Origin of the sequence: Tabrizicola sp., assembly GCF_041913445.1 — a bacterium.
Classification (GTDB): Bacteria; Pseudomonadota; Alphaproteobacteria; order Rhodobacterales; family Rhodobacteraceae; genus Tabrizicola.
This window is the reverse complement of sequence record NZ_JAYSFG010000004.1, coordinates 300,090-325,161: the sequence shown is the minus strand read 5'-3', so window position 1 is coordinate 325,161 and position 25,072 is coordinate 300,090. Positions and strand designations below refer to the sequence as shown.

At 67.0% G+C, this 25,072-nt stretch carries 22 protein-coding genes; 13 read left to right on the top strand and 9 right to left on the bottom strand.

Annotation, left to right across the window (positions count from 1 at the left end; all coding sequences use genetic code 11):
- Positions 1-88: 88 nt before the first annotated feature.
- Together ACE3Q6_RS07630 and ACE3Q6_RS07625 are read right to left on the bottom strand one after the other, a co-directional pair.
- Positions 89-574: a GFA family protein gene (locus ACE3Q6_RS07630; RefSeq protein WP_374430422.1), complete on the bottom strand. Its 486-nt coding sequence runs from the start codon at positions 572-574 to the stop codon at positions 89-91.
- Positions 574-1,116, bottom strand: a complete 543-nt coding sequence (locus ACE3Q6_RS07625) for a TIGR00730 family Rossman fold protein (protein ID WP_374430403.1) — start codon at positions 1,114-1,116, stop codon at positions 574-576. Before ACE3Q6_RS07625 ends, ACE3Q6_RS07630 begins: the two co-directional genes overlap by 1 nt.
- 94 nt (positions 1,117-1,210) lie before the next feature.
- Here ACE3Q6_RS07625 and ACE3Q6_RS07620 point away from each other — a divergent pair, with 94 nt between their 5' ends.
- Positions 1,211-2,569, top strand: coding sequence for a LysM peptidoglycan-binding domain-containing protein (locus ACE3Q6_RS07620; RefSeq protein ID WP_374430401.1), 1,359 nt, complete (start codon positions 1,211-1,213; stop codon positions 2,567-2,569).
- Here the strand turns inward: ACE3Q6_RS07620 and ACE3Q6_RS07615 are convergent.
- Positions 2,533-2,886 (bottom strand): ArsR/SmtB family transcription factor, encoded by a 354-nt coding sequence (locus tag ACE3Q6_RS07615; RefSeq protein ID WP_374430399.1) that lies wholly within the window; start codon positions 2,884-2,886, stop codon positions 2,533-2,535. The genes ACE3Q6_RS07620 and ACE3Q6_RS07615 overlap by 37 nt on opposite strands.
- Before the next feature lie 152 nt (positions 2,887-3,038).
- On the opposite strand from ACE3Q6_RS07615, the gene ACE3Q6_RS07610 reads away from it, so the two are divergent.
- The 5 genes from ACE3Q6_RS07610 (at position 3,039) to der (ending at position 12,002) form a co-directional block, all read left to right on the top strand.
- A complete protein-coding gene (locus ACE3Q6_RS07610; protein ID WP_374430418.1) occupies positions 3,039-4,901 on the top strand; it encodes an ABC transporter ATP-binding protein/permease in 1,863 nt (620 codons plus the stop codon).
- A gap of 91 nt (positions 4,902-4,992) precedes the next feature.
- Complete coding sequence (locus ACE3Q6_RS07605; protein ID WP_374430395.1) at positions 4,993-8,346, top strand: caspase family protein; 3,354 nt, start codon at positions 4,993-4,995, stop codon at positions 8,344-8,346.
- A gap of 81 nt (positions 8,347-8,427) precedes the next feature.
- Entirely contained in the window at positions 8,428-9,084 is a 657-nt protein-coding gene (locus ACE3Q6_RS07600) for a tetratricopeptide repeat protein (RefSeq protein ID WP_374430393.1), read from the top strand.
- A gap of 43 nt (positions 9,085-9,127) precedes the next feature.
- Positions 9,128-10,483 carry a PQQ-binding-like beta-propeller repeat protein gene (locus ACE3Q6_RS07595; RefSeq protein WP_374430390.1) on the top strand — a complete coding sequence of 452 codons (1,356 nt, stop codon included), beginning with the start codon at positions 9,128-9,130 and terminating at the stop codon, positions 10,481-10,483.
- A 49-nt stretch (positions 10,484-10,532) separates the two neighbouring features.
- Complete coding sequence (gene der, locus ACE3Q6_RS07590) at positions 10,533-12,002, top strand: ribosome biogenesis GTPase Der (RefSeq protein ID WP_374430388.1); 1,470 nt, start codon at positions 10,533-10,535, stop codon at positions 12,000-12,002.
- A 62-nt stretch (positions 12,003-12,064) separates the two neighbouring features.
- Here the strand turns inward: der and ACE3Q6_RS07585 are convergent, their stop codons facing one another.
- Both ACE3Q6_RS07585 and serS read right to left on the bottom strand, forming a co-directional pair.
- Entirely contained in the window at positions 12,065-12,784 is a 720-nt protein-coding gene (locus ACE3Q6_RS07585) for a hypothetical protein (protein ID WP_374430385.1), read from the bottom strand.
- A 57-nt stretch (positions 12,785-12,841) separates the two neighbouring features.
- Positions 12,842-14,131: a serine--tRNA ligase gene (gene serS, locus ACE3Q6_RS07580; protein WP_374430383.1), complete on the bottom strand. Its 1,290-nt coding sequence runs from the start codon at positions 14,129-14,131 to the stop codon at positions 12,842-12,844.
- 167 nt (positions 14,132-14,298) lie between these two features.
- Between serS and yajC the strand changes: the two genes are divergently transcribed.
- The 4 genes from yajC to ACE3Q6_RS07560 are packed head-to-tail and all read left to right on the top strand — an operon-like array spanning position 14,299 to position 17,649.
- The gene (gene yajC, locus ACE3Q6_RS07575) at positions 14,299-14,631 is read left to right on the top strand and encodes a preprotein translocase subunit YajC (protein WP_374430379.1); all 333 of its coding nucleotides are present in this window, start codon (positions 14,299-14,301) and stop codon (positions 14,629-14,631) included.
- Between the two features lie 10 nt (positions 14,632-14,641).
- Complete coding sequence (gene secD, locus ACE3Q6_RS07570; protein WP_374430374.1) at positions 14,642-16,309, top strand: protein translocase subunit SecD; 1,668 nt, start codon at positions 14,642-14,644, stop codon at positions 16,307-16,309.
- A 15-nt stretch (positions 16,310-16,324) separates the two neighbouring features.
- A complete protein-coding gene (gene secF / locus ACE3Q6_RS07565) occupies positions 16,325-17,296 on the top strand; it encodes a protein translocase subunit SecF (protein WP_374430372.1) in 972 nt (323 codons plus the stop codon).
- Positions 17,296-17,649 carry an Mth938-like domain-containing protein gene (locus tag ACE3Q6_RS07560; RefSeq protein WP_374430369.1) on the top strand — a complete coding sequence of 118 codons (354 nt, stop codon included), beginning with the start codon at positions 17,296-17,298 and terminating at the stop codon, positions 17,647-17,649. Before secF ends, ACE3Q6_RS07560 begins: the two co-directional genes overlap by 1 nt.
- A 56-nt stretch (positions 17,650-17,705) precedes the next feature.
- On the opposite strand, the gene ACE3Q6_RS07555 is transcribed toward ACE3Q6_RS07560, so the two are convergent.
- From ACE3Q6_RS07555 to ACE3Q6_RS07540, 4 genes are all read right to left on the bottom strand, one after another.
- Positions 17,706-18,398, bottom strand: a complete 693-nt coding sequence (locus ACE3Q6_RS07555; protein ID WP_374430366.1) for a hypothetical protein — start codon at positions 18,396-18,398, stop codon at positions 17,706-17,708.
- Positions 18,399-18,435: 37 nt separating this feature from the next.
- Complete coding sequence (locus ACE3Q6_RS07550) at positions 18,436-19,473, bottom strand: phosphotransferase (RefSeq protein WP_374430364.1); 1,038 nt, start codon at positions 19,471-19,473, stop codon at positions 18,436-18,438.
- Between the two features lie 278 nt (positions 19,474-19,751).
- The gene (locus ACE3Q6_RS07545) at positions 19,752-20,729 is read right to left on the bottom strand and encodes a CoA ester lyase (RefSeq protein ID WP_374430362.1); all 978 of its coding nucleotides are present in this window, start codon (positions 20,727-20,729) and stop codon (positions 19,752-19,754) included.
- An 86-nt stretch (positions 20,730-20,815) separates the two neighbouring features.
- Positions 20,816-21,418, bottom strand: a complete 603-nt coding sequence (locus ACE3Q6_RS07540) for a LuxR C-terminal-related transcriptional regulator (RefSeq protein ID WP_374430415.1) — start codon at positions 21,416-21,418, stop codon at positions 20,816-20,818.
- A gap of 307 nt (positions 21,419-21,725) precedes the next feature.
- Here ACE3Q6_RS07540 and ACE3Q6_RS07535 point away from each other — a divergent pair, with 307 nt between their 5' ends.
- The 3 genes from ACE3Q6_RS07535 to sucD are packed head-to-tail and all read left to right on the top strand — an operon-like array spanning position 21,726 to position 25,069.
- Positions 21,726-22,973 carry an aminotransferase gene (locus ACE3Q6_RS07535; protein ID WP_374430360.1) on the top strand — a complete coding sequence of 416 codons (1,248 nt, stop codon included), beginning with the start codon at positions 21,726-21,728 and terminating at the stop codon, positions 22,971-22,973.
- 12 nt (positions 22,974-22,985) lie between these two features.
- Positions 22,986-24,176, top strand: coding sequence for a malate--CoA ligase subunit beta (locus ACE3Q6_RS07530; protein WP_374430358.1), 1,191 nt, complete (start codon positions 22,986-22,988; stop codon positions 24,174-24,176).
- Complete coding sequence (gene sucD / locus ACE3Q6_RS07525) at positions 24,176-25,069, top strand: succinate--CoA ligase subunit alpha (RefSeq protein WP_374430356.1); 894 nt, start codon at positions 24,176-24,178, stop codon at positions 25,067-25,069. The genes ACE3Q6_RS07530 and sucD overlap by 1 nt, the downstream gene beginning before the upstream one ends.
- Positions 25,070-25,072 lie beyond the last annotated feature (3 nt).

Below are 25,072 nucleotides of genomic sequence, written 5' to 3'. Positions count from 1 at the left end.
AAAGCTGGTCAACTGGGAAGCCGTCGCCGCCGGTCTCTGAGACCCGCGTCAGACCACAAAGGCCCGTGGAGCGATCCGCGGGCCTTTTCTATTGCCCAGCTTTCCAGGCGTTGATCGCGGGCAGCAGGGCCGCATAGCGCGCCTTCGCCTCCGCCGACCAGACCTCCTCACGCCGGTAATACTCAGGGAACACCCGTGCGCCCTCGGGCAACACGACCCACGGCTGTTTCGAGGCCGTGAAGATATGCACATCCGGCGACAGCGCGTCCGGGTCGTCCAGCGTCCCCACCCGGACGAAGCGCAGGAACGGTCCGTTCCCGGCGTAATTGCTCCAGACCGCGATCCGGCAGGTCGGGCAACGAGCGATGACCTGGCCCTTGCCGCTGGCCGATGGCGTGACCACCAGCTCCGGTTCGCCCCTCAAGACCGTGACCCGGTCCGCCTCGATCATCGCGTTCAGCGCAAAGGCGCTGCCGGTCTCGCGCTGGCACCAACGGCAGTGGCAACAGTGGACAATCAGCGGAGCCGTCTCCATCCGGTAACGCACTGCCCCGCAATCGCAGCCGCCCTCCATCATGCGAAGGCCGCGGCCAGCGCCGCCTCCAGCGCCGGGACATCCGGCACCACCTGGAAATGCCGGCGCAGCGAGGCATCGGCAAAGCCCTCGGCGATCACATGCTCGACCAGCCCCACCAGCGGTTGCCAGTAGCCTGCGACATCCACCAGCAGGATCGGCTTCCCGTGCAGCCCGATCTGCGCCCAGGTCAGCACCTCGAAGAACTCGTCCAGCGACCCCGCACCGCCTGGCAGAACCACCACGGCGTCCGAGTTCATGAACATCACCTTCTTCCGCTCATGCATGTCCTCGGTCACCACCATCGCGCTGCGATCCCGCTCGACCCGCTCGCGCCCCAGAAGATGGATCGGGATCACCCCCAGCTTCGGCCCGTCCGAGGCCTTCGCGACCTCTCCCATCAGCCCGACATCGCCCGCCCCGAACACCAGCCGCCAGCCCCTGCGCGCCAGCATCGCTCCGGTGGCCCGGGCCGCTTCCGCATGGGAGGGGTTCCGGCCCAGGCGTGAGCCGCAGAAGACGCAGACGGAACGAAGGGACATCGCTGGACCTGAAAACAGTTGCTTTGCCCAGTCATATAGAGATTCCTGATGACAAGAAACGCAAAGCGGCGAAAACCGCAGGGGGAGAGACGCAATGGCGGCATTCGGGGCGCTGGACCGGCGGACGCGGCTGGCCGTGGTGGCGATGGCCGTGGCGCTTCTGGCCGGGGCAGGGTGGTTCGGCTGGCAGGCCGCGCAGCCCCCCGCCCAACCTCTCGCTGATGTTGAAGCCGCTGCAGAACCCGCCGCGGCCGCCCCCGCCGCTGAGGCACCCGCGGAAACCGCGGCCTTGACCCCCGAACCCGCAGCCGATCCGGCTCCCGAACCTGTGGCCCAAACCCCCGAACCTCCGGCCCCGGTCCTCCCCGTGATCGACGTCTGGCGCGTGGCCTCGGACGGCGAGGCAGTCGTCTCCGGCACCGCCGAACCGGGATCGACCGTGTCCGTCGTCGTCGACGATGCGGTCGTGGCCAGCGGCCCGACTTCGGGCAGCGGCGACTTCGCCATCCTCTTCACGCTGCCGCCGAACCCCGATCCCAGCCTCATGTGGTTGTCCGCCGCCCAGGCCGACCAGCCGCCGGTCCTGTCGGAACAGATGGTCGCCCTTGGCCCGATCGCCGGGCCGCAGCCCACCGCCGATGTGACCGCCGAAGCCTCAGCCGACGCGACCGAGGATCAGTCCGTGGCCGCAGCCGATCCTCCCGCCACTCCGCCCGCGCTCCTTCTGTCCGAGGACGGTGCCGTGGTCCTGCAGGACGAAGGGCAACCCGACCTGCCGCCATCCTCTACCGTGATGATCGACACCATATCATACACGCCCGACGGTGAGGTGCAGGTCGGCGGCCGCGGCGCGCCGGGGGCGGGGCTCCGCATCTATCTCGACAACACCGAGAAGCGGACCCTGCAGATCTCCGACGCCGGGCTCTGGCAAACCTCGCTTCCGGACACGCCGCCGGGTGTCTACACGCTTCGCGTCGACCAGTTGGATGCCGAAGGCAAGGTCACCTCCCGCTTCGAGACGCCCTTCAAGCGCGAGACGCTCGAGGCGCTTGCCGCCGTTCAGGCCGCGGCGCCCGAAGCCCCCGTGCCGCAGGACACCGCCACCACCGAGGCCCCGGCCCAGCCCGACATGACCGAAGTAACGGCAGCCCCGGAAACTGCCACCGACACGGCCGACGCCCCAGCCGAAACTGCCGCGCTCGACCAGCCCGCCGCCACGCCCGAGGCGCCCGAGGCCCCCGCAGCCGCTCAGGCCGACGCGCCGGCCCCCGCCGCAGCCCCGGTTACGGTGACCGTCCAGCCCGGCTTCACCCTCTGGGGCATCGCCCAGGAACGCTACGGCGACGGCGTGCTTTACGTGCAGGTCTTCGAGGCGAACAAGGACAAGATCAAGGACCCGAACCTGATCTACCCTGGTCAGGTCTTCTCAGTCCCCGAAACCGCCGCGCCCTGAGGCTTGTGCGAGCAGGCCGCAAGCACCTCCGGGTGGTCGCGGCAGCAGTCGTTCAGCACATACGAGATAGTGCGGCCGATCCCGGACGGATCGACGCTGTAGAAGACGTTCCGCGCAAGCTTCCGCGACCGCAGAAGCCCCGCCTGTTCCAGCGCCGAAAGGTGGAACGACAGGCGCGGTGCGGCGATCCCAAGCCGCTCGGCGATCTGGCCCGCGGCCATGCCTTCCTCGCCCTGCGGGGTCAGCAGGCGGATCAGGTCCAGCCTGGTCTCATGGGCCAGGGCCGACAAGGCGGCGAGGGCTTTACTTCGGTCCATCGTTCAACTATTCAAGAAGCCTTGAATTGACCATAGCCGAACCCGGGCCCTCGCGCAATCGTCCTGCCGGTCCCGAGACGCCAGGAAAGACGATGCGCCGCACCACCTCGACCGCCACTTCCTCCGACGCCGGAACCGTCCGCGCGCCGGCCATGACCACGCTTCGCCGGGTCATCCCCTATCTCTGGCCCGCAGGGCAGGGCTGGGTGAAGCGCCGCGTCATCATCGCGCTCCTCTTCCTGCTGGCGGCCAAGATCGTCTCGGTCTCGACGCCCTATTTCTACAAGCTCGCCGTCGACTCCCTCGGCGGTGAGGCTCCGGATACCGGCATGATCCTCGGCCTTGGCGCAGTGGGCCTCGTCGTCGCCTACGGCCTTGCCCGCCTGGGCGCCGTGGTCTTCGGCGAGTTGCGCGATGCCGTCTTCGTCCGCGTCGGCCAGCGCGCCATCCGCCGCCTTGCCATCGAGACCTTCACCCACATCCACCAGCTGTCCCTGCGCTACCACATCACCCGCAAGACCGGCGGCCTGTCGCGCATCATCGAACGCGGGGTGAAGGGCGTCGATTTCCTTTTGCGCTTCATGCTCTTCTCCATCGGGCCGCTGATCCTGGAACTCACCATGGTCGCGGTGATCTTCGCGCTGGTCTTCGGCTGGCAATACGCCGCCGTCGTCGTCGTCACGATCACGCTGTACGTCCTGTTCACCTTCAAGGTCACCGAATGGCGCGTGAAGCTGCGCCGCGAGATGAACGACCAGGACACGGACGCGAACCAGAAGGCCATCGACAGCCTCCTGAACTACGAAACCGTCAAGTATTTCAACGCCGAAACCCGCGAAGCCGACCGCTACGACAGCGCCATGCGCCAGTACGAAACCGCGGCCGTCAAGACCGGCCTGTCGCTCTCGTTCCTGAACATGGGGCAGGCCTTCCTTATCACCTCGGGCCTCGTCATCGTCATGGCGATGAGCGCATTGGGCGTCCGCGCCGGCACCCTGACCGTGGGCGATTTCGTCATGGTCAACGCCTACATGATCCAGATCACCATGCCCCTGAACTTCCTCGGCACCGTCTACCGCGAGATCCGGCAGGCGCTGGTCGACATGGGCGAGATGTTCGGGCTTCTGGGCCAACCGGCCGAGATCACCGATGCCCCGGACGCGAAGCCCCTGCAAGTCCATGCCGGGCAGATCACCTTCGACAACGTCCACTTCGGCTATGAACCGAACCGCGAGATCCTGAAGGGCGTCTCCTTCACCCTGAAGCCCGGCCAGAAGCTCGCCCTGGTCGGCCATTCCGGCAGCGGCAAGTCCACCATCGGGCGGCTTCTGTTCCGGTTCTACGACGTGACCTCGGGCGCGGTCAGGATCGACGGGCAGGATATCCGCGAGGTGACGCAATCCTCGCTCCATGCCCAGATCGGCGTCGTGCCGCAGGACACCGTCCTCTTCAACGACACGATCCGCTACAACATCGCCTACGGCAAGGCCGAGGCCACCGACGCCGAGATCGTCGCCGCCGCCCAGGCCGCCCGCATCCACGACTTCGTCATGCGCCTGCCCGAGGGCTATGACACCAAGGTCGGCGAGCGGGGCCTCAAGCTTTCGGGCGGCGAAAAGCAGCGCGTCGGGATCGCCCGCACGCTTCTGAAGAACCCGCCGATCCTGATCCTGGACGAGGCGACCAGTGCCCTGGACACCCAGACCGAACGCTCGATCCAGGAAAGCCTGGCCGAGATGGGGCAGGGTCGCAGCGTGATCACCATCGCGCACCGCCTCTCCACCATCGCCGACGCCGACCAGATCCTGGTGATGGACGACGGCCGCGTGGTCGAGCATGGCACCCACGAGGCGCTCCTGGACCTCGGCGGGGTCTACGCCGCGATGTGGCAGCGCCAGATCATGGAAGGCGAGGACTTCGCCAGCCCCGTGGTAGAGCTTCCGGGCGCAACTCCGGTCAATCCGAACAAGGACGTGTCGCTGGAACGCAACTTCCGATCGGTGCCCATCGGCTGACGGTCCCGTGAAGCCCGTTTCATGACAGGCTTTTTCCTTTGACCATCCGGTCAGGCTTCCGCATTCTGCCGCCACCCTTTGGGAGTGGGTGATGCTGCTCAGGCGTCTCGGTCTTGTTCTGATCCTTTGGCTTTGCGGCGTCACCGTCGCGCTGGCCGACAAGCGCGTTGCCCTCTTGATCGCCGCCGACGACTACAAGACCATCCGCCCGCTGGAAAACCCCGCCAACGACGCCCGCGCGCTGGAAGCGGTGCTGGAAAAGCTCGACTTCCAGGTCTTCGTCGAGACGAACCGCGACCTGAAGCGCACCCGCCGCGCGCTGGAAGACTTCAAGGAAGATGCGGCGGGGGCCGATGTCGCGCTCCTCTTCTTCGCCGGCCACGGCGTCGCCATCGACGGGGTGAACTACCTTCTGCCCACGGACGCCGACGCCACCTCCGCCGAGACGCTGGCCGCCACCGCGCTGCCCCTCTCCGAGGCGCAAGAGGCGATCCAGTCCGTGGCCCCCGTCGCCATCATCCTTCTCGACGCCTGCCGTGACGATCCGTTCAGCGGCGGCGGGACCGAGGGCAGGGGCGCCGCCGCGCTGGACGACGACCCGCCCACCGCGCCGAAACCCAAACCCGGCCTTGGCCGTATAGGTCGCGCCGACGGCGTCCTTTTCGCCTTCGCCGCCGCGCCGGGGGAAACCGCCTCGGATGGCGCCGGGGAAAACTCGCCCTTCACCGCCGCGCTCGTCCGCCACTTTGCCACCGCCGGGGTCGAGTTGCGCACCGCGCTGACCCTCGTCCAGCAGGACGTCTACGACCGCAGCCGCGGCAAGCAGCTTCCCTACATCGAATCCGGCCTGCCCGAACTTGTCTTCATCACCGGTCAGGGCGCGCTGCCCGAACGCGACCAGCTCCTCATCGCGATGGCAGACCTCACCCCCGAAATCCGGGCCGAGGTCGAAACGCTCGCCACCGCCCGCAACCTGCCTCTCGCGCCGCTCTACGCCGCGCTCCTCTCGGCTGATCTCGAAGCGCAGACGCCCGAAGAACGCTCCGCCATGCTGATGGAGGCCGCGCAGTCCTATGAAAGCTTCCAGTCCGAGCTGCAGAAATTCCGCTCCGACGATCCCCGCGTCGCGACCCTCCGCGCCCAGGCCGAAGAGCAGCTGACGCTCGGTGCCTTCGACGCCGCCCGGTCGCTTCTGACCGAGGCCGCCCAGATCGACGCCAGCGCCCGCACCACGATCAAGGAAACCTTCCTGTCGCGCACCCTCTCGGAAGCCGCGACCCACATGCTGAACGCGAACGCGGCCCGCACCGACCTGCGCTACGACCTCGCCATCTCCGACCTCCAGAAAGCTGCCGCGCTTTACGCCGAGGTCTCTGCCGACATCGACCGCGACGCGCAATTCCAGTACATGACCACCCTCGCAACGCTGGGCGAACTCCACCTCGTCGCCGGCAATACCGAGGCCGCCTGGGCCGCCTACAACCAGCGCGCCACCTTCGCGCAAGGACGGGTCGAGGCCGATGCCTCCGACGTCGAATGGGTGCGCGAACTCGTCTGGTCGCTGAACGACCTCGGTCTTGTCCTGCAACAGCAGGGCTACCTCAAGGAAGCCGAAACCGCCTATTCCAGCGCGCTCGAATTCTCGCAATGGCAAGCTGACCAGCGGCCCGACGACGTGGACCTGATGCGCGACCGCCAGGTGGCGGTGAACCGGGTCGGCACCATCCGGCTCGCCCGACGCAACGCCCAGGGCGCGCTCGAGGCCCATGTCGAGGCATTGGGCATTGCCCAGGCGCTGTTCGACAGCGACCCGACCAACGTCACCTACCGGATGGACATCTCCTACACCCAGGAACGCATCGGGGACGCCAAGCTCGACCTCGGCGACAAGGAAGGGGCCAAGGCCGCCTACGAGACCGCGCTGCAGATTTCCGAGGCGCTGGTGCAGGAATACCCCGGCGACACGGTGATCCGCCGCAACCTCTCAGTCAGCTACGAACGCATCGGCGACATGCTGGTCGACGAAGGGGACTATCCCGCCGCGCTGGAAACCTACGGCAAGGCGCTGGCCATCCGCGAGGAACTGGCCGCGCTCGACCCCGGCAACAAGCCCCGCCAGCGCGACCTCGCGATCAACTTCGACCGCGTCGGCGATGTGCAGCGCTACATGGGCGACACCGACTCGGCCCTTCTCGCGCACGAGGCCGCGCTCGCGATCCGGCGGAATCTCGCGGCACTCGACCCGACGAACATGATCTGGCAGCAGGACCTCCTCGTCAGCCTCGACCGGATGAGCGATCTCCATTTCGACGCGAACGACCTTGTGGCCGCGCTCGAGGCGCAGGAAACCGCCCGGAGCATCGCCGAGGGTATCGTCGCGCTGATCCCGGATGATCCCGCGCGGCAGGCGGACCTGGGCCTGGCCCTGCAGAAGATCTCGGACATCAAGACCGCGATGGGCGACAGCACCGGCGCGCGTGAGGCGCTGGAATCCGCCCTCGCGCTGCGCCTGGCTGTTGCCGATGCCGACCCGGCCCCCCGCTTTCAGCGCGAGGCGGCCCTTTCCCTGGCCGCGCTTGCCAACATGGAATTGGACCAAGGCAACGCGGCGGCGGCGGAACCCCTCATCGCCGATGCCGTCGCGCGCCAGACGCTCCTGGCCGGGGCGGCGCCGGGCGACACTGCGACGCTGCGCGACCTTTCCATCGCACAGAACACCCATGTCACGACCCTGATCCAGCTTGGCCGCAACAGCGAGGCGGTGGCGCTGGCGAAGACCTCGCTGGAAACGGCAGACCGCCTTCTCCAGCTTGGTCCCGAAGTGCCCGACCACATGCACGATCGGCTGGTCACGCTGAACCGGTTGGGCGACGCGCAGGCCGCGCTGGGCGACAACCGGGCGGCGGTGCAGACTTTCAAGGCGATGGTCGAACAGGGGAACAAGCTTCTTGACGTTGACCCCTACAGCACGCTCTGGGCCAACGACCTCGCGCTCGCCCTGGAACGCCTCGGCACGGCCCAGGGGGCCACCGGCGACGTGGCCGCGGCGCTGAAAAGCCTTCAGGACGCGCTGGCGCTCCGCGACTGGCTGGTGGCTCAGGACCCCTCCAATCCGCTCTGGTATCGCAACCTCGCGCTCAGCCAGGCTGCCGTTGCCTCGGCCTTCGTCGACCGCGAGGACTTCCAGACCGCCCTGTCGCACCAGGAGGAATCCCTCCGCATCCTGCGCGAGCTTTCGGACGCCTATCCCGACGATCCCTGGTACCGGATCGACGTCGTCCGCGCGCTGGATCAAACCGCCGTCCTTCTGGAAGACCCTACGGCCGAGAACCGCGAGGCGCTGGCCATCCTCGAAGAGATGCGGGCCGCGGGCACACTCCCGCAGGGCTACGAGGACTGGATCACCGGGTTCCGCAAGGCCCTCGGCCTGCCAACGGACTTCTGACCGCCTGCCGGGCGGGGCAGGGCTTGGCAATCGGCGGGCTTTCCCTGTAAGACGGGGCAAACGACAGCAGAGGCAACGGCGTTGAGCAATCCCGACAGCTTCATCGAAGAAGTCACCGAAGAGGTGCGCCGCGACCGGCTGTTCCGGCTCTTCCGCAAGTATGGCTGGGTGGGGGTCGTCATCATCCTTGGCCTGGTTGGCGGCACGGCCTGGACCGAATGGACCAGTTCGCGCGATGCGGCGCGGGCCGAAGCCTTTGGCGATGCCCTGATCGACGCTCTTGACCAGGGCACGCCCGAGGAACGCCGCGAGGCGCTGGCCGCCGTGCCGTCGGACGGCGCGCAGGCTGCGGTCCTGCAACTGATCCTCGCCTCCGATCCCGAAGAGGACAAGGCCACGACGCTGGCCGCGCTGGACAAGGTTGCTGCCGACACCACGCTCTCTGCGCCTTACCGTGACCTCGCCGTCCTTCGCCGGGTCCTTGTCGCCGGGGCGGACCAACCGCTCGCCGAACGCCGGACCGCGCTTCAGGGGATCGCAGCCCCCGGCCGTCCCTTCCGCGCCCTGGCCGAGGAACAGCTTGCCTATCTTCTTGTCGAGGAAGGCAAGACCGACGAAGCCATCGCCGCCCTGACCACCCTGATGCAGGACCAGGAGGCGTCGGGTTCGCTCCGCGCGCGTCTTGGCCAGGTGATCACCGCGCTCGGCGGCACAGTGCCCGAACCCGCGAACGGCTGAGGCGGCGATGGGCAAACCGGAAAGGTCTACTCAGGTGGCAGGCATGAAGTTCGGACGGATGGGCGGCAGGCTGGTGACCGGCATGGGTGTTCTCGCGCTTCTGGCCGCCTGCGGCCAGCGCGAGGTGATCCTGTCCGGCGAACGATTCCCGGTCCGCGCCGACCTCGAGGCCTCGATCCCCGTCGAAGGCCAACCCGCGCCTACCGCCCCCGCCGCGCCGGAAAATCAAAGCGTTGCCATCTCGCTCGGGGCGCAGACTGGCGGCGACTGGACCCACCGCGGCGGCAACGCCCGCCACCTGATGCCCCATGCCGCGCTCTCGGCCACCCCGCAGCGGGTCTGGTCCGCGAACATCGGCCAGGGCTCCAGCCGCAAGAACCGCATCGCCGCAGCCCCCATCGTCGCGGACGGCCGCGTCTTCACCATGGACGCCGGAACCACCGTGACCGCGACCTCGACGGGGGGCGGCTCGCTCTGGTCGACGGACCTGACCGCCAGCTTCGACAAGGGCGGCGGCCAATCCTCGGGCGGGCTTGCCGCCGCGGGGGGCCGCCTTTACGCGACCACCGGCTATGGCGAGCTTGTGGCGCTTGACGCGGCCTCCGGCGCGGTCGTCTGGCGCCAGCGCGTCGACGCGCCGATCTCGGGCGCGCCTGCGACCGACGGCAATGCCGTCTACGTCTCCGGCCGCGACGGCTCAGCCTGGGCGGTGGACGCCGCCTCGGGCAAGGTGATCTGGCAAGTCGTCGGCACCCCCGGCAAGACCGCCTATGTTGGCACCGCCGCCCCCACGATCGGCGACCGCGCGGTGATCTTCCCGTCCTCGGCCGGCGACCTGATGGCCGTCCTCAAGATCGGCGGCGGCACCAAGGTCTGGCAGGCCTCGCTCGCGGGCAAGCGCCTCGGCCGCGCCTATGCGCTGACCTCGGATGTCACCGGCGACGCCGTCATCGCCGGCAAGACCCTCTTTGCCGGCTCCGGCTCCGGTCGCACCGTCGCCATGTCCGCCTCCTCGGGCGAACGGATCTGGTCCGCCGGCGAAGGCGCCCTGGGCCCCGTCGCCGTCGCGGGGGGCTCGCTCTTCCTCGTCAACGACGAGGCCAAGCTCGTCCGCCTGAACGCCGAGACGGGCGAGACCATCTGGGCCGTCGACATGCCCTATTTCACCAACGACAAGATCAAGCGCCGCAAGGGGATCTACGCCCATTACGGTCCGGTCCTCGCCGGAGGCCGGGTCATGGTCGTCTCCTCCGACGGCCTTCTGCGGGCCTTCGACCCGACGAATGGCAGCCTGACCTACACCGCCGAAATCCCCGGCGGTGCTGCGGCCCAGCCCGCCGTGGCAGGCGGCACGCTCTATGTCGTCGGCGGCAACGGCCAACTTCACGCTTTCCGTTAGCGCAAAGCCCGTGTAAGGCAGGCGCTTCGCTTATGCCGGACGCTTGGACATGACCTTTACGCTCGCCATCGTGGGCCGCCCCAATGTGGGGAAATCGACGCTCTTCAACCGACTGGTCGGCCGCAAGCTCGCGCTCGTCGACGACCAGCCCGGCGTGACCCGCGACCTGCGTGAGGGCGACGCGCGCATCCATGACCTCCGCTTCACCGTCATCGACACGGCGGGGCTTGAAGAAGTCACGGACGACTCGCTGCAAGGCCGGATGCGCCGCCTCACCGAACGCGCCGTCGACATGGCCGACGTCTGCCTGTTCCTGATCGACGGTCGCGTCGGCGTTACCCCCTCGGACGAGGTCTTCGCCGACATCCTGCGCAAGAAATCCGCCCGCGTCCTCCTCGGCGTCAACAAGGCAGAAGGCAAGGCGGGCGACGCTGGTGCGCTCGAGGCCTACTCCCTCGGCCTCGGCGAACCGATCCGCCTTTCGGCCGAACATGGCGAAGGGATCGACGACCTTTACCACGCGCTCCGGCCCTTCCAGGAGGAATTCGCGCCACGCGAAGCCGAGATGCTGCCCGAGACCGACACCGACATCTCGGAAGAAGACGCCGAGCTTGAGGCCGACGAGAACGCCCACAAGCCCACCGCCGCCAAGCCCCTCCAGATCGCCGTCATCGGCCGCCCGAACGCCGGAAAATCCACGCTGATCAACAAGATCCTTGGCACCGACCGGATGCTCACGGGCCCCGAGGCCGGGATCACCCGCGACGCCATCTCGGTCCGCGCCGACTGGCAGGGCACGCCGATCCGAATCTGGGACACCGCCGGCATGCGGAAGAAGGCCAAGGTGGTGGAAAAGCTTGAAAAGCTCTCCGTCGCCGACGGTCTCCGCGCCGTGCGCTTCGCCGAGGTGGTGGTCGTCCTCCTCGACGTCGAGATCCCGTTCGAGGTGCAGGACCTCCGCATCGCCGACTTCGCCGAAACCGAGGGCCGCGCCGTCGTGGTCGCCGTCAACAAGTGGGACCTGGAAGACGACAAGCAGGAGAAGCTGGCCGAGCTGAAGGAGATGTTCGAACGCCTCCTCCCCCAGCTCCGCGGCGCGCCCTTGGTCACCGTCAGTGCCAAGACGGGCAGGGGCCTCGACCGGCTGCACGACGCGATCCTGAAGGCCCACGACGTCTGGAACCGCCGCGTGCCCACAGCCAAGCTGAACTCCTGGCTCGGCGCGATGACCGAGGCGCATCCCCCGCCGGCCCCCGGCGGCCACCGGATCAAGCTGCGCTACATGACGCAGGCCAAGACCCGGCCGCCGGGATTCATGATCAAGTGCTCGCGCCCTGACGAGCTGCCGGAAAGCTACAAGCGCTATCTTGTGAACGGTTTGCGCGACCATTTCGACATGCCGGGCACGCCGATCCGTCTGTTCCTGCGCAGCCAGGGCAACGAGAACCCGTGGAAGGAACGCAAGTTCCACACGCCCTCGCGCCTGCGGAAGCACAAGGAAAAGAACACTGGCGATTAAGCGGGAGCCGATTTCTTCAAAGAAATCGGACCGGAGCCTTTGAAGGCTCCGATGCGGAATTTTCAAAAATTCCGCTGCCCCCGCCGCCACAGCCAGCCCACCGCGATCAGCACCAGCGCCGCGATCCCCAGCGCCACCCAGGCCACGTAGCTGCCGCTGCCCCAGTTCGCCACCGCCACGCCCACCATCGCCCAGACCACGGTCAGCGAATAGACCGGCATCCGCGGCTTCCGGGACTGCACCAGCGGCGTCAGGATCAGGATGACGCCCAGCATGTCATAGGCCGCTTCCTCGTTCCCGGTATAACCGTAACCGGCCAGCAGGATGCCGCTCGACACCAGCGAGGCTGCCGTCAGCCAGCCCGCGAAGATGGCCAGCGGGGCCGAAAGGATCCAGCGGTCAGGCTCGGTCGGCGCCTGCAGGAAGGCCAGAATCGCCGCCGCCGCCATCACCAGGATCACCGCCGTCGCCCAGACCGGGCTGGCCCCGGCAATCGCGAGCCACACCGTGCCCAGCACCAGCGCCACCGTCAGCGCCGGGCGCACGCGCGCCCAGGCCGGATCGTCCTGCCGCTTCCACAGCCCATAGCCCGCATGGGCGATCAGCCACAGAAAGATCACCGACCAGATCGCGAAGGCATAGCCCGCCGGCTGGATTGCCGGACGCGGGATGTCGACCGGGAACTGACCCGGTTCATAGCCGGTGAACGGCGGAGTGACGAAGGGCGCCACTGCAAAGGCAATGGCGGCGACAAGCACGATCAACGCAAACGGTCGGGACATTCCGGCCTCCAAAACAACAGGGTAGGGGGAACCCGCCACCCTTGGGCCGGTTCCGCCTCAGACGAGCTGTCCCTCGGCCGTGATCCGGGTCTTCCCGCCAAGATAGGGCGCCAGCGCCGCCGGCAAGGTCACCGAGCCATCCGCCTCCTGCCCGTTCTCCAGGACCGCAATCAGGCACCGGCCCACGGCAAGGCCCGAGCCGTTCAGCGTCGCCACGAACTCGGGCTTGCCGCCCGCCGGCCGATACCGCGCATTCATCCTCCGCGCCTGGAACTGGCCGCAGGTGGAGACCGACGAAATCTCGCGGAAGGTGTTCTGCCCCGGCAGCCAGACCTCCAGGTCATGCGTCTTCTGCGCTCCGAATCCCATGTCGCCGGTGCAGAGGACGATCGTGCGATAGGGCAGCCCCAGCCGCTCCAGCACGGCTTCCGCGCATTTGGTCATGCGCTCATGCTCGGCCAGCGCCGTTTCCGGCGTGCAGATCGTCACCATCTCGACCTTCTCGAATTGGTGCTGGCGCAGCATCCCCGTCGTGTCCTTGCCCGCCGAGCCGGCCTCGGACCGGAAGCAATGCGTATGCGCCGTCAGCCGGATTGGCAGGGCGCTTTCCTCAAGGATGTCCCCCGCGACCGAGTTGGTCAGCGTCACCTCCGAAGTCGGGATCAGCCACCAGCCGTTCGTGGTCTGATAGCTGTCCTCGGCGAACTTCGGCAACTGGTTGGTGCCATACATGGCATCCTCTTTCACCAGGACCGGAGTCCAGGTCTCCGCCAGCCCATGCTCGGATGTGTGCAGGTCCAGCATGAACTGCGCCAGTGCCCGATGCACCCGCGCCACCGCGCCCCGCAGCACGACGAAACGGCTCCCCGAAAGCTTCGCGGCCGTCGGGAAGTCGAGCCCCTCCTTCGCCGCCGGAATGTCGAAATGTTCCAACGGCTTGAAGTCCATCTTCCGCGGCTCGCCCCAGCGCCGGATCTCCACGTTCCCGCTTTCGTCCGGCCCCTCGGGCACCTCATCGAGCGGCAGGTTCGCGATCCGCATCAGCGCATCTCGCAGCCGGGCATCCTCGGCCCCCGCCTCCTCGGTCAGCCGCGCGCCCTCGGCCTTCTTCTCGGCCACCAGCGCCCGCAGCCGCTCGAACTCGGCGTTGTCGCCCCGAGCCTTCGCCGCCCCCACATCCTTAGACGCCGCATTCTGCGCCGCCGCCGCCGTCTCGGCCGCCAGGATCTTCGCCCGCCGTGCCTCGTCGATGGCCAGCAGCTCGGCCGACATCGGCGCCAGCCCGCGCCGGGACAGCGCCTTGTCGAAAGCGGCCGGGTTCTCGCGGATGAAGCGGATGTCGTGCATGGTCGGGCCTCGTTGACAGATACGCCGGCGCTTATGCCCGATATCGGGGCAGGGGGGAAGGCACCGCCCGTTGCGCCCCCTCTGGCAAAGTGCCGCGAAAGGGCTTACATGACGCCGCAATCGCAAAGGGGGGCACCGACCTCCCGGTCCCGCAGAAGAGGATGCCCATGTTCGTCACTCCCGCCTTCGCCCAGGACGCAGCCGCCGCCCCTGGCGGCGCAGCCGTCTTCGCCCAGTTCCTCCCCATCATCCTGATCTTCGTCATCTTCTACTTCCTGCTCATCCGTCCGCAGCAGAAGAAGATGAAGGAACACCGCGCCATGGTCGACGCGCTCCGTCGCGGCGACGAGGTCATCACCTCGGGTGGCATCATCGGCAAGGTCTCCAAGGTCCAGGACGACGGCAAGATCGAGGTCGAGATCGCCGACGGGGTCAAGGTGAAGGTCGTGAAGCACACGATCACGACTGTCCTGAACAAGACCGAACCGGCGACGAACTGAGTCTGGCATCATGGAATCGATGGCGCTGTGGAAGCGCGTTTTCATCCTGCTCATCTGCGGCTGGGGCATCCTCGCTGCCATCCCGAACCTCTTCTACGCGCAGGTCGAACGCCATAACGATGCCGCAGCTGCCATCGAGGCCGCCGGAGGCACTGCAACCCCGGAACAGGAAACGGCCCTTGCCGAATGGCCGTCCTTCCTGCCCTCGGCGCTGATGAACCTCGGCCTCGACCTTCGCGGCGGGGCGCATCTTCTGGCCGAAGTCCAGGTCGAGGACGTCTACAAGACCCGGATGGATGGCCTCTGGCCCGAGGTGCGCGATGCCCTTCGCGACCTCCGCGACCAGGTCGGTGCCGTCCGCCGTGCGCCGTCGCCTGACGACGTGCTTCGTGTCACCCTCTCGAACCCCGAAGGCATGCCCGCCGCGCTGGAAGCCGTCCGCGCGCTCGGCTCCAGCGTCGTCACCCTGACCGGGATCGGCGAAAGCACCATCGACGTCACCTCCGAAGGCAACGACATCGTCATCCGCCTGTCCGAGGCCGAACAGCAGGCCACCGACCAGCGCACGATCCAGCAGTCGCTGGAAATCATCCGCCGCCGCGTGGACGAGGCCGGGACCCGCGAACCCACGATTCAGCGCCAGGGCGAGGACCGCATCCTGATCCAGGTGCCCGGCATCGGCTCGGCGCAGGAACTGAAGGAACTGATCGGCCAGACCGCCCAGCTCACCTTCAACGCCGTCATCAGCCGCACCACGGACGCAGGCGCCACCCCGGGCCCGCGCAACGTGCTTCTCCCCTCTATGGACGAGGAAGGGGTCTACTACATCGTCGAACAGACCCCCGTCGTCTCGGGTGAGGATCTGGTAGACGCCCAGCCCTCCTTCGACCAGAACGGCCGGCCCGCGGTCAGCTTCCGCTTCGACACCACCGGTGCCCGCGCCTTCGGCGACTACACCGCCGCCAACATCGGCGCGCCCTTCGCCATCGTCCTCGACGACGAGGTGATCTCCGCCCCCGTCATCCAAAGCCACATTCCCGGCGGCTCCGGCATCATCACCGGCAACTTCACCGTCGAGGAATCGACGCGCCTTGCCGTGCTTCTCCGCGCGGGTGCCCTTCCGGCCGAGATGACCTTCCTCGAAGAACGCACCATCGGCCCCGAACTTGGCCAGGACTCGATCGACGCCGGTCGCACCGCTGCCCTGATCGGCATGGTCGCGGTGGCCACCTACATGATCCTGTCCTACGGCATGTTCGGCCTCTTCGCCAACCTTGCGCTTGCGGTCAACATTGCCCTCATCATGGCGGTCCTTTCCGCCATCGGGGCGACCCTGACGCTTCCCGGCATCGCCGGTATCGTGCTGACGATGGGGATGGCCGTCGATGCCAACGTCCTCATCTTCGAACGGATGCGCGAGGAAATCCGTACCGGCGCCAACCCGAGGCGTGTCATCGCCGAAGGCTTCGACCGGGCGTTCTCGGCCATCATGGACTCGAACGTGACGGGCTTCCTCACGGCGATCATCATGTACTGGTTGGGATCCGGCCCCGTGCGCGGCTTCGCGGTGACGCTCGGCCTGGGGATCATCACCTCGATGTTCACCGCCGTCTACGTCACCCGCCTGATCGTCGAGATATACGTCGACTGGAAACGTCCCAAGACGCTTGTGGTCTGACCGGAGGATATGGATATGGCCTGGCGCCTGCGGCTGGTTCCCGAAAAGACCAACATCAACTTCTTCGCCATCCAGTGGGCGACCTTCGGGGCATCGATCTTCGCCATGCTGGCCTCCCTGGTCCTCATCTTCACGATGGGCCTGAACTTCGGCATCGACTTCCGCGGCGGCACGACGATCCGCACCGAATCCACCGCCCCGGTCGATGTCGGCGTCTACCGTGACGCGCTTTCGGGCATCGACGCGGGCGACGTGTCGATCACCCAGGTCTTCGACCCGTCGTTCCGCGACGACCAGCACGTCGCGATGATCCGCCTCTCGGCCCGCGATGGCGAGGAATCCGTCACCCCCGAGGTCATCGCCCAGGTCGAGGCCGCGCTGACCGCCGTCGACCCGGCGATCACCTTCCCCTCCGTCGAATCCGTGGGGCCCAAGGTCAGCCAGGAGCTCATCACCTCCGCGCTCCTCGCCGTGCTTGCCGGGGCCATCGGCATCCTGGCCTATGTCTGGGTCCGCTTCGAATGGCAGTTCGCCGTGGGCACCGTCGCCGCACTCATCCACGACGTGCTGGTGACCGTGGGCATCTTCGCCCTCTTCCAGATCAAGTTCGACCTGACCATCGTCGCGGCGCTGCTCACGATCCTCGGCTATTCGGTCAACGACACCGTCGTCATCTTCGACCGCCTGCGCGAGAACCTCGCCAAGTACAAGCAGATGCCGCTCCGCGAGATGATGAACCTCACCGCGAACGAGACGCTGTCGCGGACCATCATGACCGCCTCCACCACCTTCATCTCGCTGATGGTCCTCTTCATCTTCGGCGGCGACGTGATCCGTGGCTTCGTCTTCGCGATGCTCCTCGGCGTCGTGCTCGGCACCTATTCGACGCTCTACATGGCCAAGAACATCGTGCTGATGCTCGGCGTCGACCGCAGCGACAAGACGAAGAAGCCGGGCAAGGGCGAATTCGCCAACGTTGACGCCTGATGCGGCTGACCGAGGTCACCTACGGCAGCGCCAAGGCGATCGAGGGCTACGGCCCCGGCTTCTTTCGCGTGGCCGGCCACGTCCTGCGCGGTCCCTGCCTGATCACCCCCTGGGACGCCGGTCCCTGGGGCGGGTTCGACGACACCGCCGCGCCCCTTAGCCTCGTGGACAAGATCGACGTCCTCTTCGTCGGCACCGGCTCGAACGTTGCCCATGTCCCGCAGGCCTTCCGTGAGGCTCTGGAAGGGCAGGGGATCGGGGTCGAGGTCATGGCCTCCCCCACCGCCGCGCGCACCTACAACGTCCTCCTCGGCGAAGGCCGCCGCGTCGCTGTCGCGCTGATCCCGGTCTGACCTGCGCTCAGGATGACCCGGCAGAGGCCGTCGCCCGCCAATGGGGCGAAGACAGGCTAGCGGTTCTGCGCCTCGACCTGGCGCAGCGCGGTCTCCAGCCGGTCTAGGTCGCCGTTGATCCGCATCGCGCGCACCCAGTCCGCATGTGCGCCAAGGATCTCCAGCGGCACCAGCGGCACGCCCAGGATGCGGGCAACGCTGAAGCGGTGGTTTCCCGCGTCGCACTTGATGATCGACCCGTCCGCTGCGACCATTGCGGTCCCGGTGTCTTCGCCCTTCGTCATGTCGTAGCCGCCGGTTTCCATGCTGTCGATCAACCCGCCGACATAGCCTGCAAAGAAGCTGCGTATCTCCGCCTCGCTGTGGAAACGTTGTGCCTTGTGGACCGCGACCCCGTCCCGCGACAGGTCCGCCATCAGCTCCTTGAACCAGGTGGAGCGCGTCAGGTCGTCGCGACACGCGATGGCATCGGCGATCTTGCGGTAGGTGGGCACCGTTTCGACCGGGTGCAGGTGGCGCAGCAGGCCCGCGCGGATGCTGAACGGCTCCAGGCTGTAAAGCACGCTGTTCAGCCGTCGCGCCGGGGACCGCAGCACGGGGATCCTGTCCTCAAGCGATTTCAGCACCCGCTTGATCGGCCAAGTATAGGGCTGGTTCGATCCGCCATGGAACTGCACCCGGCGCGGGTTAATCCAGACCAGCGTCGCGTCCCCCAGTGTACCTCGAACGCGGTGTCGATACAGATACATGCGCCATCCCGCCAAGCTGTGATCTGGGGCGCCTAGGCTACGGCCTTCCCTCAACGCCCTGCAGGCCCTCAAGGGCTCTGATGCGTTCCAGGAAGTCGTAGACGTTGCGGACCATGGCGGTGAAGTTCTGCTTCGGAAACCCGTTCAGTTCCAGCGCCAACCGGCCCAGGGCGGCCAGGCAGCTGACCGACAGGTCGGTCGCCGTCAGGTTCGCCCGCTGGCAATAGGTGGCGACGGCGCGCGCCGCATAGGGCCCCGGGCCGAAGGTGGACATGAGGTAGCGCACGACATCGATCCCGGGATACCCGTCCGCACGGCTGCTGCCCCAGTCGATGACCCTTAGCTGCTTGCGGAACGGCGCGGCCCAGGCAAGGAAGTTACCTTCGAACATGATGTTTCCAAACCAGAAATCGCCATGCTGGAGGCAGGTCGCGGTGCGGACCCGACCCTCCTGCACCGCCTTGACCGACGCCAGCGCAAGGTCGCGGACCGCCTGCGGGAGATCCGCGTCGCCCGCCAGGTTCTGCAACGGCCGGACAAAGCGGGCGTCCAGTTCCGCCAGTCCGGATCGTTCGACTGCGGACAGGCGCAGCGTGCCCGCCAGCCAGTGCAGGATCGCGGGCGTTACCAGTCGTTTCTGGGCCAGCCGGAGATAGCGGTTCTGCGAGAAGGCCTTGGCCCGCGGGTAGACCGCATAGGACCGGCCATGCGCGCGCCCGACCAGACGCGGGGCGCAGATAAAGCTGCCCAGGTCCCACCCAAGCAGCGACCGGGCAAGCAGCGCCGCGGCCGCACTTTCCTCGACCGTGTCGGGAAAGTCCTGCGGCGACACGATCAGCACGCAATTCTCGGACGGGAAGGTGCCGTCGACATAATAGACCGAGGTCGCATCGGCGACGCGGGCCTCGGTCGTGGGTTTTTTCAGTGGGCGGACGGTTCCGGGATCAATTCGGCCCTGCATCTGGCTGGCTGCAATCTCGGCTATGGACAGGATCTGATGGTCCGGAAGAAGCGCAGTACCCGCGCCAAAGGATAGCGGAATGCCAACGTCCTGCCGCAGAGATGTATCCGTCAAGTCGGCCTCGCTTCACTACATCTGTCGTGCGACTCGCATTGCCCTTTCGTCCTTATCAAAGTAGATCCTTATTTTTGGCAAGATCAAGGCGATCGCAGGACGGCCGGTATCCCTCCCTTGGCCGTGACGGCCCCGGGTCCGGCTTGGAAGGCGCCAGATGGTGAAGGGGGGCGGTGCGCTTGCCTTTCCGCCCCACGCCGAGGGTTGACCGGTAGTAAACGCCCACAGTCAACCCCTTGATTTTCCAAAGGCTGTAAAGCTGCCCTGCGTGGACAGGTTCAGGCCCCGGCGATCTGCTTCGCCTTCTGGACCAGCACCTCGGCCTGCCGGATCGACGCGTAATCGATCAGCCGCCCGTCCAGCGACACGGCCCCCTTGCCCTCGGCCGCCGCCTTCTCCATCGCCTCCAGGATCCGCTTCGCCCGGGTGACCTCGGCCTCCGACGGGCTCATCACCTCGTTGGCAAGGGCAATCTGCGACGGGTGGATCGCCCACTTCCCCTCACACCCCAGCACCGCCGCCCGCTTTGCCGCCGCCCGGTAGCCGTCGGGGTCCGAGAAGTCCCCAAACGGCCCGTCCACCGGCCGCAGCCCGTTCGCCCGCGCCGCCACCACCATCCGGGCCAGCGCATAGTGCCACATGTCGCCCCAGTGAACCGCGCGGCTGCCATCCTCCAGCTTGTCGGTCAGCACCGAATAATCCGGGTTCACGCCCCCGATGATCGTCGTCCGCGCCCGGGTCGAGGCCGCATAGTCCGCCACCCCGAAATGCAGGCTCTCATTCCGCTTCGACGCGCCGGCGATCTCGGTGACGTTCTGCATCCCCAGCGCCGTCTCGATGATGTGCTCGAAGCCGATCCGCTTCTTGTAACCCTTCGCGTCCTCGATCTGCGTGACCATCATGTCGACCGCATAGACATCCGCCGCGGTGCCGACCTTCGGGATCATGATCAGGTCCAGCCGCTCGCCCGCCTGCTCCACCACATCCACCACGTCGCGGTACATGTAATGCGTATCAAGCCCGTTGATCCGCACCGACATGGTCTTCTTGCCCCAGTCGAGCTCGTTCAGCGCCTTGATGATGTTCTTGCGCGCCTGCGCCTTGTCGTCCGGCGCGACGGCGTCCTCGAGGTCGAGGAAGATCACATCCGCATCCGACGCGGCGGCCTTCTCGAACATCTGGGGGGCGCTGCCCGGAACGGCCAGCTCGCTGCGGTTCAGGCGCGCGGGGGCCTGCGTGATGACGTGGAAAGACATGTTTGGGCTCCTGCCAAAGGAAGTAGGAGCTGCACCCGCCCTACCCATCCCCGACGCCGCCCCCCCGCGTCAAGCCCGAAAATGCATCACATTTCGCCACGCGAGGCGCGATTGGCGTAGAAAAACGCGATCGCCTGCGCCCGGTTCTTCACGTCCAGCTTCTCGAACAGGTTCGACAGGTGGAACTTCACCGTGTTCTCGCTGATCCCCAATTCCTTCGACAATTCGCGGTTGGTAAGGCCCTTAGACAGCGCCTCCAACAGATTCCTTTCGCGCGGGGAAAGCGACTCGATCGGGTCCTGCTTCAGCCCGCGCACGTCCAGGAAAGGGAACACCATCTGCCCCTTCGCGACCGCCGCGCAGGTGTCCAAGAGGCGATCCACTGATTCGGAACGTGAGACGAAGCCCGCCGCCCCCGCCGCCATCGCCTTCCTGGGGATATCTCCGGTATCCTCGGCATAGACCACCAGCCGCGGCGCGTTGGTCTGGGTGCGCAGAACGTCGATCAGCCGCGCCCCGCCAAGCGCGGGCAGGTTCCAGTCGATCACCCCCACCTGGACGGGCATCCGCATGACCATGCCAAGGAAGCCCTCGGCCGTCGCGGCCGTCGCGACAAGCGAGAATCGCCGGTCCTTCTCGAAGATCTCGGACATCGCCGTCAGCATCAGCGGGTTCGCATCCCCCAGCATCAGCGTTACCGCTACCATCTTTTGCTGATCGTCCCAAAGCGCCATCAAACCCCCTCCCCCTACCCGAACGGGTGGGTAATTTTCGGTATACAACCGTATTCCCACCTTTTCGGGTGGGTATTTACCCGCCCGTATAGAAGTCCAAAAGCAGGATATAGGAATGTTGTGACCTTTGTCGATTGCCTCTTTCCTGTGCGGCAAGGACCAAGTCCACGGCAGGGCCGACACTTTCTTCCGCTGCACCCGGAAGCGTCACCCGCCCCACGACGACAGTCCACATCCATGAAGGCCTTGGGAGGGGCGCCGCATGACCGACACCGAACTTTTCCCGCAACTTTCCATTCCAGAGACCCTGGCCGCTGGCCCCGGTCCCGGCAATACCGATGCGCGCGTGCTGGCCGCTTTCGCCAACGCGGGCCTCTCGGACCACATGCAGGCCGACGTCCTGCGCGGGATGGTCGAATGCAAGCACATGCTCCGCAAGGTCTGGGGCACGAAGAACACCTACACCTTCGGCGTCGCCGGCACGGGGTGGAGCGGGCTCGACGCGCTCTTCTCGGCCATCCTGCCGGGCGACACGGTGGTCTGCTTCGTCAACGGCACCTTCTCGGGCATCGACGCCCTGACCGTCCGCACCCGCGCCGCCACGCGTGAGGACCTGAAGGCGAACTCCCTTGACCCCAAGCCCGCGAACGTGACCGTCATCCAGGTCCCGCACGGCCAGTCGGTCACCGCCGAGATCATCGAAAAGGCGCTGGCCGAACACAAGCCGATGTGGGCCACGATGGCGCATTGGGAAACCGGCTCGGGCCGCATCAACGACATCAAGGGCTTCTCCGACGCCTGCCTCAAGCACAATGTCATGGGCCTCGTCGACGCGGTCTCCTCCCTCGGGATCGAGGACTTCGCCATCGACGACTTCCCCGGCGTCGCCGCCTGGGCGTCCTGCCCGCAGAAGGGCGTCCTCTGCCTGCCGCTGACCTATGCTCCGGTCAGCTTCTCCGACCGCTACATCGCCCACCTGCGCGCGAACGGCTGCTACTCCTACGTCCACAACCCGATCTTCGAGGCCCGCCACTGGGGCATCGTCGACGGCAAGGACACCGCGGCGGGCACCTACCACCGCACCCATTCCGGCTACGCCGTCGCCGCCTTCCACGAGGCGCTGCGGATCAACCTGCAGCACGGCAAGGCGCAGAAGGCCGCCGACTACGCCCACCACGAGGCCGCCCTGCGCGCCGCCGTGCAGGCGCTTGGCTGCGAGGTCACGTCGAACATGACCAGCCTCGTCGTCCTGAACCTGCCGGGCGCCCTGGCGGGGCGTGAGAAGGAGCTGGTCGCCAACGCCCGCGCCAAGGGCTTTGGCATCTGGCCGACGCTCTCTGAACCCGTTCAGGTCCGCATCGGCATCCTGAACCAACTGTCGGAGGCCGCGATCACCGACATCGTGACGCGCTTCGCCGCCGAGATGAACGCGATGGGCGCGAACGTGGATGTGGGCAAGGCGCTGAAGGCGCTGGAAACCCACTACGCCGCTGCCATCGCTGCCGAATAACGGGAGGAACGAATGGACATTCACGAATACCAGGCCAAGGAAATCCTTGCCAAATTCGGCGTCACCGTGCCCGCGGGCGCGCTCGCCTACAGCCCCGAACAGGCGGCCTACCGGGCGCGGGAACTGGGGGGCGACCGCTGGATCGTCAAGGCCCAGGTCCACGCCGGGGGCCGCGGCAAGGCGGGGGGCGTCAAGCTCTGCAAGTCCGAGCACGAGATCCAGGAAGCGACCGAAGGCATGTTCGGCCGCAAGATCGTGACCCACCAGACCGGCGCCGAAGGCAAGGGCATCTACCGCGTCTACGTCGAGCAGGCCGTTGATTTCAATCGTGAAATCTACCTGGGCTTCGTCCTTGACCGGTCCTCGCAGCGGGTGATGATCGTCGCTTCCTCCGAGGGCGGGATGGAGATCGAGGAAATCTCGGCCTCGCGCCCCGACTCGATCGTCCGCTCCTCGATCGAGCCCGCCGTGGGTTTGCAGGAATTCCAGGCCCGCGAGATCGCCTTCAAACTGGGCATCCCGGCAGCACTTACCCAGCAGATGGTCCGCACGCTGCAGGGCTGCTACCGTGCCTTCCGCGACCTTGACGCGACGATGGTCGAAATCAACCCGCTGGTCGTCACCGCCGACAACCGCATCCTCGCTTTGGACGCGAAGATGACCTTCGACACCAACGCGCTGTTCCGCCACCCGCAGATCGCGGAACTGCGGGACAAGTCCCAGGAAGACCCGCGCGAAGCCCGCGCTGCCGACCGCGGCCTCGCCTACATCGGCCTTTCGGGCAACATCGGCTGCATCGTCAACGGCGCGGGCCTGGCGATGGCCACGATGGACACGATCAAGCTGGCCGGGGGCGAACCCGCCAACTTCCTCGACATCGGCGGCGGCGCGACCCCAGAACGCGTGGCCAAGGCCTTCCGCCTGGTCATGTCCGACAAGAACGTCCAGGCGGTGCTGGTCAACATCTTCGCCGGCATCAACCGCTGCGACTGGGTGGCCGAGGGCGTCGTCCAGGCCCTTCGCGCCGAACCCGTCGACGTGCCCGTGATCGTCCGCCTCTCGGGCACCAATGTCGAGGAAGGCCAGAAGATCCTCGCGCAATCCGGCCTGCCGATCATCCGCGCCAACACGCTGATGGAGGCCGCCGAGCGCGCCGTGATCGCCTGGAAGAACGACCGCAAGCAACTGATGAGGGCCGTGTAATGAGCATCTTTCTCGACCGTTCCAGCCGCGTCGTCGTGCAGGGCATCACCGGCCGCATGGCGCAGTTCCACACCAAGGAAATGCTCGACTACGGCACCAACGTCGTCGCGGGCGTCGTCCCGGGCAAGGGTGGCGAGACCGTCATGGGCATCCCGGTCTTCAACACGATGAAAGAGGCGGTGGAGGCGACCAGCTGCGACACCTCGCTCGTCTTCGTGCCGCCGCCCTTCGCGGCCGACTCGATCATGGAAGCCGCCGATGGGGGCATCCGCTACTGCGTCTGCATCACCGACGGCATCCCGGCGCAGGACATGATCCGCGTGAAGCGTTACATGATGCGCTACCCCCGCGAACGCCGCATGGTGCTGACCGGTCCGAACTGCGCGGGCACCATCAGCCCCGGCAAGGCGCTTCTGGGGATCATGCCTGGCCACATCTACCTGCAGGGCAACGTGGGCATCGTCAGCCGCTCGGGCACCCTCGGCTATGAGGCCGCCCAGCAGCTGAAGGACCGGGGCATCGGGGTTTCCACCTCCGTCGGCATCGGTGGCGACCCGATCAACGGCTCCTCCTTCCGCGACATCCTGGAGCGGTTCGAGGCCGACCCCGACACGCACATCGTCTGCATGATCGGCGAAATCGGCGGCCCGCAGGAGGCCGAAGCCGCCGAATACATCCAGAACCACATGACGAAGCCCGTCATCGCCTACATCGCGGGCCTGACCGCGCCCAAGGGCCGCACGATGGGCCACGCGGGCGCGATCATCTCGGCCTTCGGCGAAAGCGCGTCCGAGAAGGTGGAAATCCTGACCGCCGCCGGTGTGACGGTGGCCGAAAACCCCTCGGTCATCGGCGAAACCGTGGCCCGCGTGATGGCCAAGCGCGCCGCGTAAGCG